Consider the following 19466-nt stretch of genomic DNA (forward strand, 5'->3'; position numbering starts at 1 on the left):
TGACGGTAAGTGTCCACCTCATCAACCACCTGATCAAACAATCAGTGCTCAACGGTTCCGGTACTTTATTTAGACGCACATCCCTAAGGGTTTAGTAGCGTCTGGATCCTTTTGACCAGTTGCTTCATTCTGACCGGCTTACTTAAATAGTCAGTCGCACCAGCGGTAAGGCAACGATCGCGATCGCCGGACATGGCTAGGGCCGTCAGGGCGATCACAGGTATATCGGCTAGGTTTGGATCGCGGCGAATGTGGCTAATCGCCTCTAGTCCATCCATCCCCGGCATTTGGATATCCATCAAAATTAGGTCAGGTCTTAGGCGCTGGGCTTTCTCGATCGCGGCTTGGCCGTTGTTGGCTATTGCTACCCGATAGCCCTTGGCCTCTAAATAGCTGACCATCGTGCTGATGCTGGCTTCGTTGTCTTCGGCCAGCAAAATTAGCGCCTTACTTTCAGGAATGGCCGCCTCCGTCTGGAGTGGCGTTGTGGCGGATAAGTCTGGTTGTGGGCCTAGGGGGGTGGGCAGCAGCGCGATCTCCACTCCATAGGGTAGGTCAAAGGTGAAACAACTTCCCACCCCCACTGCACTGGTGAGACCGACCTGCCCTCCGTGCAGCTCAACAATGCGCTTAACTAGGGCCAACCCTAACCCGGTGCCCTGGTATTGGCGGTTGAGGGCACTGTCCACCTGTACAAAGGGCTGAAACAGACGCTGCTGATCTTCAGGGGTGATGCCAATGCCGGTGTCGGTCACGGCAAATCGCAGATAGAGGGGCTCCTTGCTGGGTGGTGAGGGTGTGAGGGGGGTGACATCAAGGGTGATGTGTCCACCTTCGGGGGTGAATTTCACCGCATTGTTGAGCAAATTGATCAATACCTGCCGAATACGCCGTTCATCTAAAGTAATCTCTGGCAAGTCGGGGGGCATATTGACGGTGAGTTGAATGCGCTTTTTGAAGGCGGGTTGCTTGACAAACGTGAGACTAGAGCGACACAGGAGGGCGATCTCAGTGGAGGTGTAGTCTAGCTCCATCTGACCAGCTTCAATCTTGGCCACATTTAGGACATCGTTGATCAACTCCAGCAGGTGTAAACCGCTGCGCTCGACGCTTTTCAGAGCTTTCAGTTGTTGGGGGTTAACTGGCCCAAATACGTCTTCTTCTTGCAGGCTCTCTGTCATGCCCAAGATGGTATTTAGGGGAGTGCGCAGTTCATGGCTCATATTGGCCAGAAATTCATCCTTGAGGCGGGTGGCGCGGATGAGCTCCTCGTTGCGTTCTGTAAGTTGGTGTTGCGCCTGCTGGCGTTCGGTGAGTTCCTGTTGCAACTGCTCAAACAGGTTGGACTGTTGAATGGCGATCGCGAGTTGGTTGGCAATTTGCTGCAAGAGCTGGGCCTCGTCTGCCTGCCACACCCGCTGGGTCTGGCAGGCATGGACCACTAGCACCCCCCACAGTTTATTGCTGCCTTCTGGGCAGACCCAGCGATGCTCCTCGACACTGCGTAACTCTTGCAGAATGGGGGCTACCATCTTGGACTGAATCTGTCCGGCTTGGGCATAGTCCACCAAACAATCCGTCCAAATATCATCCATCACGTCGGGCACAATGCGGGGTTGTCCCTGCCAGTAGTGTTCCAGAATGTCCAGAGGCCAGGTTTCACCTTCCCAGTGCATGGCCTTGAGGCTAGGCAGGTCGGGGGTGACGGCTTCTTCGACGATGCGGCTGTGGCCATCGTGGTAAACCTGAAACACAATCACCCGATCGCTGTGCAAAAGCTCCTGCACTTGCTGGGTGGCGATCGCCAAAATTTCTGGCAGGTCGAGGGACTTGCGAATCTGCTGTAGGATCAGCTCCAAGGCTGTTTGCTGCCGCAGTTGCTGGGTGATGGTGGACTCTGCCCGCTGGCGTTCTTGCAGTTCGGCCTGGAGCTGCTCGTAGAGAATGGCTTGCTGAATGGCAATGGCTAACTGGTTGGCGAGTTGCTGCCCTAGGTCAACTTCAGATTGGTGCCAATGGCGGGGGCCATCACACTGATGGATGCACAGCAAGCCCCACAGCTCGTGGTTACAGAGCAACGGCATGACTAGGTTAGCCCGCACCTGAAACTGGGCCAAAATGTCGGCATGGTAAGAGGTGAGACCAGGGTGGTAGATGTCATCCACCACCTGGTAGCGTCCTTGGGCATAGAGGGTAGAATAGTTTTCGCCAAAACAGTGGTCATGGACTCGGATAGCCACCACGGAGGAAAGGCCATTCACCACCGATTCTGCTACAAATTCGCCATCGTCGTAGCCAGTGTTGGGGTAGAACTTGAAAATGCCCACCCGGTCGGCCTGGAGACAGGTGCGAATTTCCTCGCAGGCGGTGTCAAAAATGGTTTGCAAGTCGAGGGATTCGCGAATGCGCTGGCTGATCTCCCGCAGTACGGTTTCGCGCGCGGCCTGCTGGCGAATAACTTCTTCACTGCGTTTACGCTCGGTGATGTCTTCAGCAATGCCGGCTAGGCGGTAAATCTCTCCCTGGGCATTGCGGATGGGGAAGGCCCGATCATGAATCCAGCGCTGGGTGCCATCGGGGCGAATGATTCGATATTCCTCGTCGAAGGTGCCTTGGATTTGTTTGGGAATAGCCGCTAACACCTGCTCCCGGTCGTCGGCATGGATCATCTCAACCCAGGCATCGGGGGTCACGTAGAGTTCGGTGCAGGGGCGACCCCAAATCCGCTCATAGGCAGGGCTGACATAGACCCGATCAGTGCGGTTCAGATGCAAAATCCAAAAGACCGCATCGACCACTTCGGCGAGTTGGCGAAACTTTTCTTCACTTTCCCGCAGGGCCTCTTCTGCTTGTTTGCGATCGGTGATGTCTTGGAAGGTGCCGACAATGCCGATGGCGTTCCCGGCTCCGTCCCGCAGGGGCAGTTTATTGGTTTCAATCCACCGCTGTTGGCTGCCCGCAGGGGTGACTGTTTCCTCAATTCCTAGCTTGGCAATGCCCGAGGTCATCACCTCGTAATCATCAGCGGTATAGCTTTCAGCTTCGGCTTGGGTAAAGCCGAGGTCGAAGTTGTTTTTACCAAGCACATCAGCAACTTCGGCAAACCCGGAGGCGGAAGCAAAGGGCTGGTTGCAGCCGAGGATCACCGACTGCCGATCTTTCCAAAATACGGACAGGGGTACGGTGTCGAGCACGGTTTGCAGTAACTGCTGGGAGTCTTGTAGGGCGGTTTCGTAGCGCTTGCGATCGCTAATATCCACCACCACACAAACACAACGACCATCAATTGCAGAGAGCAACGCGACGCTGATTAAGACCGCGACGCGACGGCCATCTGGGCGCAGGTACTCTTTCTCCCAAGGCAAGATCTCGCCATAGCGTTGCAATTGGTCGATCGCCCGTTGGTCGGCTTCAACGTACTCTGGAGGGGTGATCTGTGCCCAGTTGATGCGATGGGCCTCTAAGTCGGCCCGACTGTAGCCAATGAGGTCTAGGAAGCGATCGTTGGCATCGGTAACGTGACCGCTCAGGTCGGCAAACAGCATCCCCACCACGTTGGACTCGAATACTCGCCGAAAGCGGATCTCGCTGTCCCGTAGGGCTTGTTCCGCTTTCATGCGATCGCTGATATCAGTGAGGGTGCCCACGTACCCGGTCTGTGTTCCGTTGGCATCGGTTTCAACTAAAACCTGACAGTAGTACCAGACAATGCTGCCGTCATCGCGCAAAATTCGGGCTTCATTTTGAAACATTGTTACTGTGCCCGACTGTAACCATTGCTGGGTTTCAGTCTGGCTGCGCTCCCGATCATCAGGGTGAATGGTTTCTAGCCAGCGATCGCCCATGGCCGAGGCGATCGGTTTCCCGGTCATTTCACTCCAGCGCTCGTTGACGTAGGTGCATTGCCCTTGAAGATCGAAGCGAAAAATGGCTACGGGTGCTGCCTGAGCCAGCATGGCATAGCGCTGTTCGCTCTCTTTCAGGGCTGCTTCTGTCTGTTTGCGATCGCTGATATCCTCGCAAACACAAATCAGGAGGTTATCTGGCGAGAGTGTCAGCGACAAATGCTCAGGGAAGGTGGTCCCATCTTTGCGAGTTGCCATCACTTCTCCCCGCCAAGACATTTGCTCGTATAAAGCAGGCCAAATTTCCTGATCAAACCGTTCTAGTTCCTCAGGAGAATAGAGAACGCGCCAACTTTGTCCAATCAGTTCTTGAGGACTTTGATAGCCAAATAGCTCTACATGGGAGGAGTTGAGATATAGGTAACGCTCATTCTGAAGAATAGCGATGCCATTAATAGCGGCTTCGATTACCACCAACTGGCGTTGTAAGGCAATGTCGGCGTTTCGACGTTCGGTGATGTCTTGATAGGTGCCCAGAATCCCAATCACGTCTCCTGCCAGATTGCGGAGGGGCAATTTGTTAGTTTCCAACCAAATTTCTGCTCCGTCTTTTTGGTGCAGGGTTTCGACAATGCCCAGTTTGGCCTCGCCACTGTCTATGACGGCGCGATCGTCGGCGCGATAGGCTTCTGCCTCAGTTGCGCCCCAGGGTAGATCTAAGTCGGTTTTGCCCACCAATTCTGAGACAGAACTGAGGTCCGCATCCTGGAGAAAGCGTTGGTTGGCCCCAAGGTATTTGGAGGTTCGATCTTTCCAAAACACCGAGAGGGGCACGGTGTCCAAGATGGTTTGCAGAAATTGTTGAGATTCTTGCAGGGCGATTTCATAGCGCTTGCGATCGCTAATATCCACCACCACCCCCACACAACTCCCCTCCTCGCGAGACAGCACCGCCACCCCAATCAACACCGGAACGAGATGCCCATCTTTGTGGCGGTAGGCTTTTTCCCAAGGGGTGATGGCCTCGTGGTGCTGGAGGTGGGCGATCACAGCTTCGTCTTGGGCCTGATATTCCGATGGGGTTAAGTCGGCCCAGTTGAGGCAACAGCCCGACTCTAGCTCCTGGCGGCTATAGCCCAGCATGTCTAAAAAGCGATCATTAGCGTCGCTGATGTGGCCACTGAAGTCGGCAAATATCATCCCCACCACGTTGGACTCGAATACTCGCCGAAAGCGGATTTCGCTGTCTCGTAGGGCTTGTTCCGCTTGCAGGCGTTCCCGAATATCGTGGAAGATGCCCTGAATAATGGTTTCTTCCCCCACCTCAATGACTGAGCCCGTGATATCCACCGGCACCCGTTGCCCATCCTGCCGCAGGATCTCAAAGTTTAAAACCTCTATTCGTCCCCCTTGGGCCAAGGATCCAAAGGCTTCTGACACAGTAGACAGAGCTTCTGGGGGGTGGAGCTGGGTGAAGTGCATCCCCACCAACTCATGGTGCTCGTACCCCATCAGATCTACGGCTTGAGGGTTGACCTCAATCAGGTATCCCTCGGGATTGGCCAGCAGAATGGCGTCGCTGGCCCCTTCCATCAGGGCACGGTAGCGGGCTTCTCGCCGCTCTAGCTCTAGCTCTGCCGCTTTTCTAGCCGTGATATCTCGGAAGATGCCTCGGGTAGAGACGGGGCGTTGGCGACCGTCGGCCTCGGTGACAAACCGACAGTTGACATTCCCCTCTACCACCACCCGTTGCCCTGACTTACCCACAAAGGTAAGTTCCATCGGATCTAAATGGGTGATATCCCCGGATTGCATTTGCGCGAATATCGCTTGGCAGTGGGGATGACAATCCGGCGCTAACACATCGAAACAAGTCAACTGTGCCACGTCATCGGTGGTGTACCCCAGCACAGTTTGCCAAGCGCGATTCACAAACTCAAACCGCCCAGTGTCAATCTCCACCATTTGAATCAGGTCATTGGCATTATCCAAGAAGTCTTGCAGGAGAGCTTCCCGTTCAGCCAATGCTGCGGTGCGTTCTGCCACCCGAGATTCTAACTCCCCATTAAGCTGTTCTAGGGCCTGCGCCGTCATTAACCGCTCTAGTTCAGCTCCGGCACGGGCAGCAAAAATAGAGAGCAGGGTTTGCGCCCAATCCGGATCAGCCAAGGGGGCATCATGGAGAATGCAGAGATTGCCAATGGGATCTCCTGCTGCATTTTGCAGCCTGACTCCGAGATAACTGTCTACCTGTAGGTCATGAAAAAGGGCATTGCCAGGGTACAGCGCTTGCACCCCCGAAGGGTGACAACAACTTCCCGTTTGGAGCGATTTGAAGCAACAGGGGAGTTCATTGTAGGGCAGAAATAGAGGGGGGGAAAGTTCGCCATCGGCAAAAAAGGCCAAGACTTGAAAGCCCTCTGGCATCGCTTGATCAATCGAAACATAGCGAACCCCTAGGGCTGCGGAAATGTGGCGCACTAGGGCAGGGAAGAAGGCTTCCCCGGTCACAGCAGCAGTCCCTTCGATTACTTGGCGCAGAGCGGCTTCGGCCCGTTCGCGGCAAAGTTCGGCTTCTTGCTGTTGGGTAATGTCCTGGGCTGTACCCCGCGAGATCAGGGGAGCGCCGTCAGCACTATAGGTCGTTTCCCACCACTCCTGCATATACTTAATGCGACCATCGGGCATTTGCAGGCGATGCACTAGGCTAGTGGGCTGGCGACTGCGCAGATGGTTTGCATAGGCTTCGTCAACGAGGGTGAGATCGTCGGGATGTACCAAACCGAGAAAGGTTTCATAGGAAGCACTGATTTGCTGCGCATCGATTTCGAGGATGCGAAAAACTTCCTCTGACCAGTAGAAGGTATGGCGCTGGAGATCCTGTTCCCAATTGCCGACATGGGCAAGGCGCTGGGCCTCTTGGAGACGCTTAGCTAGCAACGTCGCATTGGCTTCAGCTCTCCGTCGGGCAATGGCACTGCCAATCGTGCCAGCGATCGACTTCAGGGCCGATTGAGTGCTGTTTTCCCAAACCCGTTCCTCGTGACAGTCATCAAATCCAACCATGCCCCAAAAATAGTCCTCAATAAAAATAGGGACTAGCAAAATGGACACAATGCCTTGGGGCCGTAGATGGGCTTGCTCCTCTTCGGGAAAGTCTTTGGTTAAACCACCCACGGTCTGACCCTGAGAAAGACTTTGATACCAGTTCGGAAGAACTTTATCAACCGGGATGTTTTGTAACTCAGGGTTGTCAATTTGGCGGGTTACGCCCTCAGCCACCCATTCCCAGCGCTGGCTTAGAACCATCTCCCCCGTTTTGGGGTGAGGATGATTTTCAAAAATATAGCTGCGATCGACTCTGAGGGCAGATCCTAAAGCATCCAACGCGGCCTGTACCGATTCGTGGCCATCTTGGAGGGTCATCAGATGGGTGGTCGCCAGGGCAAAGCCCTGTAACAGGCGATCGATTTCCGCCTGCATCCGTATCGCTTGGTTGCTCTCTGTTATGTGCCATTCCAACTCCGCCGACTGGCTCTGGAGCAGGGCAATCCGCTCCGTTTCTAGGTGTACTACCTTTTGCTCAAGCACCTCCGCCAGTTGGTACAGTTCGATTGGGTTAAAGGCTTGCAGCAGGCTGGTTTGGGTGACAATGCCCAGCAACTCCCCCTGCTCCCCCGCCACAATCACCCGGCGAATTCTGTGCTGCTCCATCACCTGCTGCACCGTCCACAGGGAGTCTTGGGGGGCAACGGCAAACACGGGGCTACTCATCACCGTTTGGGCCGTGGTTGTGGTCAAACTAAGCCCCAGAGCCTGGAACTGCACTAGATCTCGCTCTGTTAGCAGCCCTACCGCCCGCCGAAAGGGGGCATCGGTGCTACCACCCGGCAGCGTGATCACGACTGAACTCACCCGACGATCGGCCATCAGTTGCGCAATTTCTAGCATGGCGCTATCGGGTGCCGCGCAGAGGACATCTGCGGTCATCACCTCTTGCACCAGCCGCAGCCGCAGCAAGTCCACGGGGCGGGTCAACTGCCGCAGGCTTTCGTGGGTGAGCAGACCCACCAGGCGATTCTGATCATCCACCACCGGCAGGTGACGAATGTGATGATGCTTTAACAGATGAATGGTGCTGAATAGGTCAGTGAGGTCAGATTGACGGTGGGTGATCACCGGCTGGGCCATGACTTCGGCTACTAAAAGTTGATCGAGGGGCTGCTGCTGGGCACTGAGGCGTACTACATCCCGCTCGGTCAAGATACCTGCCACCAGGTCGTTTTCCACTACTACCAGCACACAACTGGAGCGGTGCTCTAGGTGTAGATTGTCATTAGAAGTGGGGTTGCGGTCAGTAGAGCAAAGGGTGCGCACGCTGCTCATCAGGGCGATCGCATCCTGTACCAGAGTCTCTGGTGTAACGGTCAGGGGGCTGGGAACAATCGCCGCTGTGAGATCAACTTTCATTGCCCTAATCATGAGTTTGGGTTATCCGCAGCCATAAATTTAGCTGGTATCAAAAGACACATGTATGAAGTCACGATCATAGGTCACAATTTGGTTTTAGTGTAGTTTCGATCCCCCCGACGGGGGTGAGCTGGGAGGCTGGTCAGTGCGATCGTTATCCATGGGTCACCGGGTTGCTCGGTGAGCGGGTAGCCGATATTGGGGAGGGGAGGGTGGAGGGATTTTGTGAAACCTGAGCGGAGTCGAAGGGTGGAGGGATTTTGTGAAACCTGAGCGGAGTCGAAGGGTGAAGGGATTTTGTGAAACCTGAGCGGAGTCGAAGGGTGAAGGGTGGGTTAGGGGGCGGTCTGGGGCTGAGTACCAGGGGCAAGCTCCGGCATCAGGGCGGCATAGGCGGTAGACCATTCTCCCAACAGGGGCGCTGTCCAGAGCCAACTGTATTGGGGGCCGGAAGAGCCGCCAACAGCATTTGCTAGGGTGGTCGGGCTTAACCCGCCCTCGGGGTCTAGGTTCTGCAAATCCTCTAGATAGCTGAGCGCAAAAGCACGGTTTCTGGCCGTAGTATCAGCATCTAGATCCGCAGTGGCAATCTGGAAGTAGGCCAAAACTAACCCCCCATAGGCATGGAGCACAATGGGTTCTTGTAGGGGGGCTGTGGCGGGGTCGGGCTGGCGCGATCGCTGATCCAGTTCCACCTTATCCACGGCTTGCTCCCAGAGACGAATGGCTTCATCCACCTGACCCTGGGCATAGCGGGCAAATCCCAGGGCGACCAACCCCTCTGGAGACAGGGTCCGGCGCTCCACCAGATCGGCCCAGGCAGTGGCGGCGGTGTCGAGGGCTTCAATGGCGGTGGGGCTTTGGGCTAATCCCGGCGTTTCTCCCACCTCCAACTTGTAGGTTTGCCAATAGGCTCGGCCTTTGACAAACAGCAGTTGTTCGTCTTCGTAGCCCACCAGCAGGGTGCGGACTTGTTCGTTGGGGTCTAAGAGATTGCCGATTCTTGCCTGCACGGTGGGCTCTAGCAAATGAGTCAATAGGGTCTGGGCAGTCTGATAGTCTCCGGCCTGGAGGGCTGTCTGGGCTTGATCTCGCAGAATGTCAGGATCGCTGCTGGTGATAGTCCCAGAGGTTGCGGTTGGGGTGGCCCTGGGGTCAGTGCGGACAAGAATGGTAATGGTACCAAGAGCCAGGGTGGCTGCTACTCCCAGACCTGCTACAAGCATCCAAAGGGGAAAGGTGGAACGGTTTTCATCGCCAAGATTGGGGCGAGCTGTCAAGGGGGTATGGTACAGACCTCGATAGGGGGGGATCGATCGCTCCTGTTCGGGGAGGGTATAGCTAGGGGGGGGTGTTGGGTTGTCAGGGGAGTTACCTAGGGCTTCTTCGTAAATGCCCAAGCCCTGCTTCAGGGAGTTGTCTGGCAGTAGGGTTTCTTCCTGGGCGGCGAGATCGGGGATGTCTATTGTTGACGCTTCAGAGCCAGGTTGGGATAACTGTTCCACCAACTGGGCCACGCTGGCGTCGGTAGGGTCCAGGCTGGTGTCTTCTGGGGTGAAGGTATCTGGATCCAGAAGAGAAAGGGGTAGGGCTGCGCCTTGATCGAAGTTGGATGGGACATCCATCTCAGTCCCAGGGTTGGGGGCTGTTTTAGCATCAGGTTCAAAATCAATGCTAGGTCCGGGATCCCGTCCGGTAAGGGCGTCATTAGCAGGGTTTGAATGGGCCTCTGGGGTAGCCCAATTATCGTCGTTGTCCCAGGGGTTGAGTCGTTCAGCGGCAGTGCGATCGCGCTCTGTTAAACAGCCGTCAAATTCCGGTTGCAAATACAGCACCGGCAGCAACCAGTAATGGCGATCGGAGCTAAATTCAGACACCAAACTCTGGCGGGTGAACTTGAGGCTCAGGTCAATGGGGTAACCTTCATTAATATTCTTGTAGAGACTCCGGGTAAAGGCTGCTGCCACCGGGTCGGGAATACGCTCCGCCATGGCGATGACACTGGGAACCCCCCGATTCACCAATGCCTGCACCAGGTTTTGCTGCCGCCAGTCCATTTCGGCGTCGTCCCCCGCCAAATGACCACTGCGGCAGGAATTAAACACCGCCAAGTAAATATTGTTGTGTACCAGCAGTCCCGCTAAGTCCTCACCACTGAGACGTTCTGTGAGGCCGGTATGTTGATTGACAAGGTGCAGATCGCCCCCTGTTTCCCCAAAGTCGCTGTGGCCCGCATAGTGCAACACCTGATGGTTGCCTTGTTCTAGCACCTGGGTCAGGGCACTGCGATCGGGCTGCTCTAGCACCGTGATTTGGACCCGAGGCACGGTGCCAGCGGTCTCCTTCAGACTTTTCTGAATGTATGTCACCTCTTGGCGCAGGTTGAGCCGGGTTTGATCATCCGGGCTGGCCACCACCATCAACACCCGCAGAGGCTGATTTCCCTTCGGTAGAACCGGAGGCCGTCGAGTTTCGGCCACTGCCACCATTTCGGCAGAATAGCGAGCAAAAATTAGGTTAATGCGATTTGCTAGAAGCTGTCGCTGGCTATGGAGCGCTTCCCAGGGGAGCCGTTGCAGGCGACTATCCTTGAACCCCAGACGCAGCCGGAGATACTGCTGGTGGTGTTGGGCAATGCCTTGGGCGCAATGCCAGCTCTCTCGGATGGCATCCTGCTCAAACAACGCCTGGTACAGGTCTTTACCCAGAGCCGTCAGATCTTCGCCGGTGCTTTGAGCACTGGGGGAGCGTCCTTGCAACAACCCTAAGATCGGATCATCCATGGCGGGTTGCGATCGCTTTAACCACTCGTCCACGGGCCAAGTCACCAAAGCCTCCGCCACGGGAACCCCATCCACCATGTCTTCGGTGCGAATGAGGTAGCGATCGTGGCCGAGATTTGTGATTGATAGGTGAAATTCTTGGGGCACAGGTGCAATCGGGACTCAGGGGCAAGTCTGGCTAGGCCATCGCCTAGCTCTCGGTTCTCTCCAGGGTATCCCAGGAGTTTTATCCCTACTGCTGGGCAAGGCAGAATTTCAGGAAATCCCTGGGTAGATCCCTGGATGGATCATGCCCATCTGGAGCTGGGGATAAACAAGGGCAAGAGACGAGAGGGACAAGGAAAAATTGTGAGGAATTTGCCGTAATGGTGGGACGCCGTAACCCTTCTGGGATAGAAATAGGGAGACCATTGCTGCTCTTAGGCTTTATTGCCGGGATTCCCCTCTATGCCCCGTCTTTCCTTTCCCCTCGGTCCCCGGAATCGTTGTGCCCTTTCTTTGTTGCTGTTGGGGGTTGCGATCGCGCTGGGCAAAAGTCCCGTCGCCGCTGAAATCGTGCCTGTGGGCTCCTATGGCTTTTATGAGGCTGGAGAGGAGCTGCCGAGTCTCAACCAGGCGGAGCAGGACCGTCTCGACATCCTTCAGGCCGCCCAGAGCCCGATCATCCTTAGCGATGTCAGCCCCAATGGCGAATACCTGATCGTCAGCAGCTACAACCGCCTCAGCCAATATGGCAACGGTCCTGTGCAGTTACTCAACCTCAAGACGGGGGAACTGGAGGAGTCCGCAGCCCTGAGCTATGAGGTGGTGAGCCCTGCCCTACCCATTCGCTGGGTAGACAATACGACGATCCGATTTGTCCAGGAAGGGTTCTTTGGTCCCTGGGAAATTGTCTCCATCAACCGCATTACGGGCATTGTTTCCCGGACCACGGTGTACCCTACGGAGGCGGAATCGGGGCAAATTTTGGGGGCGGCCCCAGACCTATCGGGGTTTGCGCTCCAGGTCTACGGTGAGGAGGAGGACATTATTTACCTGGTGTCCTTGGGATCCCTGGGGCGGATTGAGGTGGGCCGGATTCCTACCCAGACCGATCTTCAGCCTCCTTCCTGGTCTGCCAATGGGCAGCAGGTGGCTGTTTTGATTGCCTCTACTGAGGTGCGATCGCTGTACGATCGCACCCCCTTTAGTCCCAATTTGGCAGATCCGGTCAGCCAGGATGCCCTCGGGCGCACCCCCCCTGAGGACAATGTTTTTCTGAAGCAAAGCCAGGTTAAGGTTTATGACTTGACCCAGACCGAACCGTTGCAAATGGAGCTGGGGGTAGGGAATGGCAATGGGGACGTGGTGGCGGGGGTAGCCATAAGCCCCGATGGTCAGCGGGTCTTGGTGAAATACCACGAGCCGGGACAGGTGGTGGGACGAGCCTATCCCACCTACCTATTTCCCCAGCGATCCTACTACCGGGTTTTTGCCATCGATGGCACTCCCATCACTACCATTGAGCACCCCGTCTTGGACGGTCCTTTGGAAAATAGTGGGCGATTTGTGGATGGGGATACTCTGATCTTCCATGCCACGCTGGGGACAAATCGCCATTTATACCTATACGACTTGCCTACGGGAGAACTGCGATCGCTACCGCTGCCCCCCGGTAGTGTGGATGGTGAGTCCTGGCAGGTCACCGCCGATGGCCGATCGGTCTTCTACAGCTTTTCCTCCGTGACCCAGCCGCCGGAACTATTTTCCCTAGCCCTGGATGGCAATAGTCCCCCAGTGGCGTTAACCGATATCAATCGTGATGTGGCCTCCAGTAACCGGGTTCAGGTCAATCCCGTCGCCTTTCAAACCCGCAATGGTCCTCGGGAAGGGTTCCTAGTCCAGCCCGCTGGCGCTGCCTTTCCCCCACGCCAAAACCCCATCGTTTTTTGGCAACAGGGGGGACCAGGGTTCTCCATGGTCAACGAGTTCGCCGTTGAGGTGGAGATGCCCTATAACCTGCTGCCCAATTTTGGTATCTCCGTCCTGGCGGTGCCCTTGGCGGGGCGCGAAGGTTTCGGCCCCGAGACCTATCGACTCCAGGCAGACGGCAATAACTTTGGCCAAGTGGACATTTTGGAGGGGGTGGAGATTGCAGGCCAGTTGGTGAGTCAGGGTTGGACAACCCCACGCCAGTTGGGAGTCACGGGCTGCTCCTATGGGGGCTACTACAGTGCCCAGGCCATCTCCCGCTTCCCGAGCGTATTTGCCGCCGCCAATCCTCAATGTTCGCTGCTGGATGCCTTTACTGAGTGGCAGTTGGGCTATTCTGCCCTGCTCTCATACCTGACGGGGCAGACCCCCATGGAAGCCCCGGAGCTATACGGCCAGATCTCGCCCCTCTACAACGCCCACTTGATCCGAACCCCGACGATGATTTTCCACGGGTCGGATGACTTTTTGCAGGTGGATATGGCCCGCAACTTCCACGATGTCATCGATGCCAATGGTGTCCCCGTAACACTGTATGAGTTTGAAGGGGTAGGTCACAGCATCTTCGACATCAGCCTGCAACGGATTGCAGCCCAACTGCAAATCGAATTTTTTCGTCACCATTTGACCACCCCCTAGTGGTCTGTCAACTTTACCGTTGGGAGTCTGTGTATTTACTGTGTTAGCACCTCAGGGTCAAGCCCCGCTGACCCAGTGGATGGGTGGTGCTGGGGTAGACCCGCAAAGGGGACGGGTTCCTAGACAGCAGTAAATGGGGTGGGGGAGATTGTCCTCAAGGAACCCGTCCCCTGGCCCAATCCTATAGCGGTTCTCACTCGGGGTAAGTACAGGCAAGGGGCTTAAGCCCCTTGTTCCCCGAATTGCTATCAAGTTGGGCTGTACCTCATCCATTAGGGAACCGCTATAAATTTGTAGTTGAGTCAAGCACCAGCGCGACCCAACACCTCTCGCGTTGCCTGGGTCTTGTTAGGTTTTCTCCTAACAGAGACGCTGAGCGGCTGAAGAGAAATTTGCTTCCTGGGGGCGAGAACAACTGGGGGCCAGGGAAATCAAATCTTCGATATTCCGTTTCATGGTGAGGCAAATAAGGTCGAGGGGCAGATCATTAGGATCATGGCCGAAGGGGTTTTCGATCTCAATGCCAATTTCCTCAATGCCGAAAACTGCGAAGCTGATGAGACCCACAATGAGGGCAGTCCAACCGTGCATACTGTCTACGACTTGAAACGGTAGGGCCAGACAATAGAGCATGAGGAGTTGCTTGAGGTGAACACTGTAGGCCAAGGGGATGGGGGTTTTGAGAATGCGCTCACAGCCGCCGATGGCATCTACCATGCCGTTGATCAGATTCATCATGGCGGCGAGTTGGTAAGTGTTGATACGACCCTGGGTGTGGCAGTCTTGGAGATAGTCGGCCATCCAGAATGCTACCTGAAGGGCGGGGTGATTCATGGCCTGTAGGTTCTGGAATTGCTCAGGGGTCATCATCGCCGCCAGTTCGGCGTTGGGGGGTTCTGACCGCAGGTGCAGCTTAAGTGCGATCGCAAAAGCCACTAGCAACCGCAGCATATTGATCTTGTGATGGCGATCGGCCTCGACCCTTTCGTCTACAGAGACCCAAATGTGGCGGGCCAGATTACGACTTAGGTTGATCAAATGGCCCCAGATCTTTCGCCCTTCCCAAAAGCGCTCGTAGGCCGTGTTCGTGCGAAATACCAGCAGCAGCCCCAGAACAATACTGGGGACTACTGACCCCAAAACAGGGAGAGAAATAGCCCAACCGCGACGATAGAAATCTGCCACTAAGGCCCCAAACAGAGCACAACAGAACGCGCGGGGCAGCACGGCGGGCAGCACTGAACCCTGCCAGCGAAACAGAACCAGAAACCAATGGTGGGTTTCGCGACAGGCCATGGTTTTAATAAACTGCCTCAGCATCGGGTGTATTCCTTATCGGATGTATTCTTTAGGGCAGAACCTCATTCACAGGGAAACGGTTGAGGAGCGCCACGGCGCGGCGGGCGGTTGTCCGCAGGTTGTCGTCAATGTGGGGCACATGGGGAATCTGGGACAGAAAATCGAGGGTACGCCGCAGAATTCGGACAATATCTCCCTCGTCTAAGCTGGTGTTGCCGCAGAGGTCTGGCCAATCCTTGCCCTCCCCCTCGTCCTCCGCCTCTGGTTGCTCGGGGTTAGACGCGGGCAGGGTAAAGAGTTGCCCTTCCCCCATGTCGGCCCAGCGCTCCACGATGCCAATCAGGTCGAATTCCAGCCAAATGGGAACGTTCACGTCCTCTTGGCGCTGGATCTGAAACAGCTCTCGCCGCTGGTTTCGTAGACCCCCGAGGGCATCTAGCACCGAGGCCGAGGGGTCGTAGTTAGACCAGGTATCGGGGCGGCTGTTTTCCACTACCAGGGCGGCACAGGCGGCGGCCAGTTGGGAGGGCGAGAGGTGGTCCAGTTCTCCGGAGGCTAGGGCAATGGCCAGCCAGAGTTCGTTGTCGCCCCGGATGGCGGCGGCAATTTCACCAAGTGGGGTAGGGTGGTCCGCTTCTAGGGCTCCAAAGTGGGTGAGGACCGCCATGATGTTGACGAATTCCTGCCAGTAGCGGTCAGAGGACTGGGCCAAGGCGGTGGTGCGATCGCGCAATTCTGCCTCTAAACGCCGCACCTGCCGCCATCGCTTCATCAGCAGTTTAGGATTCCCCCACTGACGGGCGGGATGGGTGGCGAGTTGGCGATCCAACTCCCGCACCCGATCAAGCTGCTCCTTCACCTCCGGAGCCGTATCTTCTAGGGGAGGCGGTTGGGGAATCTGGTGGACAATTAGGGCGGTGATATCGTTTCCTGTGCGGTGCTGACCGGGTTTGAGGGGCATATCGATGGGGGGCGTGAGACCATCCACCGCCACCAGCCGAGGATATTCGCCATGAAGCCCCACCACATCGGCCACGGTGACCACATACCATTGGTTCGCTTGGGTCAGACAGACCAGGTAGGGAAACTGGCCCGATCCCTGGGCCTTGGTGACCAGAACGGCGGGAATAGGGTCGGCCACGGGGATATGTTTGCCCTTGAGGGATAGGATCGTCCCCGCGATCGCAAAAGCCAGAGCTGCCCCCATATCCCCCAGCAGCAACTCCGCCGCCTGCTGTTGCAGGATTTTGAGCAGACGTTTTTCTTCCCGTAGGTGCTCCCGCACCTTTTCGTAGGCCGCCAGCACCGCCTCATCAAACCCCACCAACTGTGCCCGCTGATGCTCTAGGGTGTCCTTGAGGGCAGCAATGGCCTGCTGCTGGGGGAGTAGGTGCAGGGTGGCGAGATACTGACCAAAGCTGCGCTCGATCAGCTCCCGTGCCTCTTCTAAATTGTGGGTTTGCAGTAGGTTCAGCACCATACCGTAGCTGGGGGTGAACTGGCTCACCAAGGGATCTGGCCCCACCGTCGCCAGATAAACCGCCTCCTTAGCCCCTTCAAAGGGGGTCTCCACCGTCACCACATTGCCCCGCTCATCCATGCCCCGCCGTCCGGCCCGCCCCGACATTTGCAAAAACTCCGAGGCCATCAGCAGGCGATGGCCAGAATCGGTACGCTTGGACAGGTTGGCAATGACCGTGGTGCGAGCGGGCATGTTGATGCCCACCGCCAGAGTTTCCGTGGCAAAGACGACTTTAATCAAACCCTGCTGAAACAGTTCCTCCACCAGCCCTTTCCAGGCGGGGAGAATGCCCGCATGGTGGGCAGCGATACCCCGATACAGGGGGTCAACTTGACCGCTACGGGCGGCTTCGGGGCTGTGCTTGAGAAAGTCGTCGATAATCCCCTTGAGCTGGGCCGCTTCCGCCTCGTTCACCAGGGAAAAATCACCAATCTCATTGACGGCGCGATCGCACCCTCGACGACTAAAAATAAAGTAAATAGCGGGCAGCATATCCCGCTGCTGGAGCTGGGACAACACGTATTGCAGACTGACCCCATCCCTGCGATCGCGCCGCCCCGACTGGGGTTGACGACGGCGCTGATGCTTCTTCAGAATCGGATGCATCTCCTTTTGGTCCGCATCCAACAGCGGTCCCAGCCCCGGCCCTTTGCCATTGCAGTAGTGAAAATCCAGGGGCACAGGGCGAAAGGTGGAGTAAATTAACTCCGTTGGGCCATGGACTTTACTTAACCAGTCCGTCAACTGATCGCCATTTTCCACCGTGGCAGAGAGGGCCAGCAGTTGAATCTCCGGCGGACAGTAAATGATCGACTCCTCCCAGACCGTGCCCCGCTGGCGATCATTCATATAGTGGCACTCGTCCAGCACCACCGCCTCCACATCTTGCAGAGAGGTGCCCACCTCCCCAATGCGGGTGCCATAGAGCATGTTGCGAAAGATTTCCGTGGTCATCACCACCACGGGGGCATCCCGGTTGATAGCGGTATCCCCCGTCAGCAGCCCCACCTGATCAAAACCAAATTGCTCCCGAAAGTCCCGCAGCTTTTGGTTCGATAGGGCCTTTAGCGGAGTGGTATAAAACACCCGTTTACCGTTCGCTAGGGCGCGGTGGATAGCATATTCCCCAATCAGAGTCTTCCCCGATCCGGTAGGCGCACAGACCACGACGGACTTTCCCTCATCCAATGCGTGAACAGCGTCGAGCTGAAATTTATCAAGGGGGAACGGAAATAATTCGGCCAAATCACGCACGGAACTGCCTGGAAACTGGGGACATCGCCATTTTAGTGCGTCTATGCAGTGTCGAAACTTCTGGCCCTAGCAGATTGATTGCCCCTGGGAGCCTCTACCCAGATTCGGAATAGGAATTGCGCTGAAACAGATCGACCGGATTGAACAGTATGGAGATGACGTGGCAACAGCCGGAAATTCGCCCATATTCTGGCGTAATCGCCTTTTGGGAAACTTCTGGCAGAAAACGGAGTCATGCCATCCAGGCAAGAGGGTGCTCCATGAACGATCACTGAGATGATCTCAAACCTGCAATTCGGCCTCGATCAAGGCGCAGGAATCATCGGGGGCGACTACCTAATTTGCCAGTAAAAATCAGTGCGTGAACTTATGGGTCAGATAATGCTTCGTTCTCTATTAAATGGGATTTCCCTATGGGTATTGGCGGCCTTGATTGCGCCCCTATTTGCTCCGGTCCTGATGGGGACCACCGCTCAAGCGGCTGCCGACAAGGGACAATCTCCCTTTTCCCAACCTGGATTTTCGCAGTTAACGGCGGAGGCTCAGCTTAAGGACGACGACGACGACGATGACGATGATGACGACGACGATGATGATGACGACGACGATGACGACGATGGCAGCAGTAGCAGCGGTAGTAGTCAAACTACGACCACCACAACGACCACCACAACCCAGGTCAGCTACACCGACATCACTACCACCTACTGGGCCAGTAGTTTCATCTATCGGTTAGCAGCGGTAAACGTAGTCAGCGGCTTCCCCGAGGGAGAATTCTTGCCCAATGCCTACCTTACCAAAGGCCAATACGCGGCTTTAGTGAGCCGTGCCTTTAACCTGCCCGCTGTGCGCGAAGTGACCACCCTCCGCACCGTATCCCAGTTCTACTGGGCCTACAGTGCCATTCGCCAAGCCTATTCCATGGGCTTTTTGAATGTGGAAAGTGGCACCTTCAATCCAGAAGCCACCATGACCAAGCTGGATTTGTTGGTGTCGGTGGCCCAAGCTCTGGGCTACACCGAGGTCACCTCTGGCAAGAGTGTGGATGAGTTGCTCAGTGTCTTCACCGACGCCAACACCATCCCCAGCCAATATCGCGTCATCATCGCGGCCCTAGTGGAAAAAGGGGTGATGGTTAACTACCCCAACGTCTCCCAGTTGAATCTGTCTTCACTGGTGACGCGAGCGGAGGGTTGCGCCCTCCTGTACCAAGCTATGGTTAGCCAGGGCTTAGTGGAAGAGATCACCTCCACCTACATCGTCAATACCTCAACTGTTACGGAAACTGACACAGGTGTCATCGGCAGCGACGATGACGACGATGACGATGACGACGATGACGACGATGACGATGACGACGATGACGACGATGACGATGACGATGACGACGATGACGGTCAGCGTCAGAACTGCAATCAGGGCATCGGCAACGGTCCTGAAGGGTGTGATCCGGGCAACTCTAGCCCCCGAGGCGGCAGCAATGACGAAGATGGCCGCACACCGGGGACTCCACCCACCCGCTAACGGTTCTGATTCATGAAGCGAGTCCGGGCATCTGACTCCATCGGTGAGATGCCCGGACTATACTTTGACCAATTCGCGTAGAGACCCGGATCCTTATTAATATGCAATTCTTGTGGGTCAGGCATCTTGCCTGACCATGTTCAGACTGTCGGACACTGT

General features: G+C 56.0%; 6 protein-coding genes. 2 read left to right on the plus strand and 4 right to left on the minus strand.

Annotated elements, in window-relative coordinates:
* Positions 1–83: 83 nt before the first annotated feature.
* Positions 84–8315, minus strand: a complete 8232-nt coding sequence (locus LEP6406_RS32680; protein WP_051463622.1) for a PAS domain S-box protein — start codon at positions 8313–8315, stop codon at positions 84–86.
* Positions 8316–8650: 335 nt separating this feature from the next.
* A complete protein-coding gene (locus LEP6406_RS30005; protein ID WP_008314569.1) occupies positions 8651–11245 on the minus strand; it encodes a CHAT domain-containing protein in 2595 nt (864 codons plus the stop codon).
* Positions 11246–11545: 300 nt separating this feature from the next.
* On the opposite strand from LEP6406_RS30005, the gene LEP6406_RS0205675 reads away from it, so the two are divergent.
* On the plus strand, positions 11546–13708 hold the full coding sequence (locus LEP6406_RS0205675; RefSeq protein ID WP_008314571.1) for a S9 family peptidase: 2163 nt from the start codon (positions 11546–11548) through the stop codon (positions 13706–13708).
* A 360-nt stretch (positions 13709–14068) separates the two neighbouring features.
* Here the strand turns inward: LEP6406_RS0205675 and LEP6406_RS0205680 are convergent, their stop codons facing one another.
* Both LEP6406_RS0205680 and LEP6406_RS0205685 read right to left on the minus strand, forming a co-directional pair.
* Complete coding sequence (locus LEP6406_RS0205680; protein ID WP_008314573.1) at positions 14069–15028, minus strand: bestrophin family protein; 960 nt, start codon at positions 15026–15028, stop codon at positions 14069–14071.
* Between the two features lie 28 nt (positions 15029–15056).
* Complete coding sequence (locus LEP6406_RS0205685; protein WP_008314574.1) at positions 15057–17783, minus strand: DEAD/DEAH box helicase; 2727 nt, start codon at positions 17781–17783, stop codon at positions 15057–15059.
* Positions 17784–18164: 381 nt separating this feature from the next.
* On the opposite strand from LEP6406_RS0205685, the gene LEP6406_RS26730 reads away from it, so the two are divergent.
* Positions 18165–19307 carry an S-layer homology domain-containing protein gene (locus LEP6406_RS26730; protein WP_051463623.1) on the plus strand — a complete coding sequence of 381 codons (1143 nt, stop codon included), beginning with the start codon at positions 18165–18167 and terminating at the stop codon, positions 19305–19307.
* Positions 19308–19466 lie beyond the last annotated feature (159 nt).

This window comes from Leptolyngbya sp. PCC 6406 (assembly GCF_000332095.2).
Classification (GTDB): domain Bacteria; phylum Cyanobacteriota; class Cyanobacteriia; order Phormidesmidales; family Phormidesmidaceae; genus PCC-6406.

Excerpts from the sequence above, each read along its gene's own strand:
- LEP6406_RS32680 (WP_051463622.1), bottom strand. The coding sequence starts at position 8,315 with ATGAAAGTTGATCTCACAGCGGCGATTGTTCCCAGCCCCCTGACCGTT.
- LEP6406_RS0205675 (WP_008314571.1), top strand. The coding sequence starts at position 11,546 with ATGCCCCGTCTTTCCTTTCCCCTCGGTCCCCGGAATCGTTGTGCCCTT.
- LEP6406_RS0205680 (WP_008314573.1), bottom strand. The coding sequence starts at position 15,028 with ATGCTGAGGCAGTTTATTAAAACCATGGCCTGTCGCGAAACCCACCAT.
- LEP6406_RS26730 (WP_051463623.1), top strand. The coding sequence starts at position 18,165 with ATGCTTCGTTCTCTATTAAATGGGATTTCCCTATGGGTATTGGCGGCC.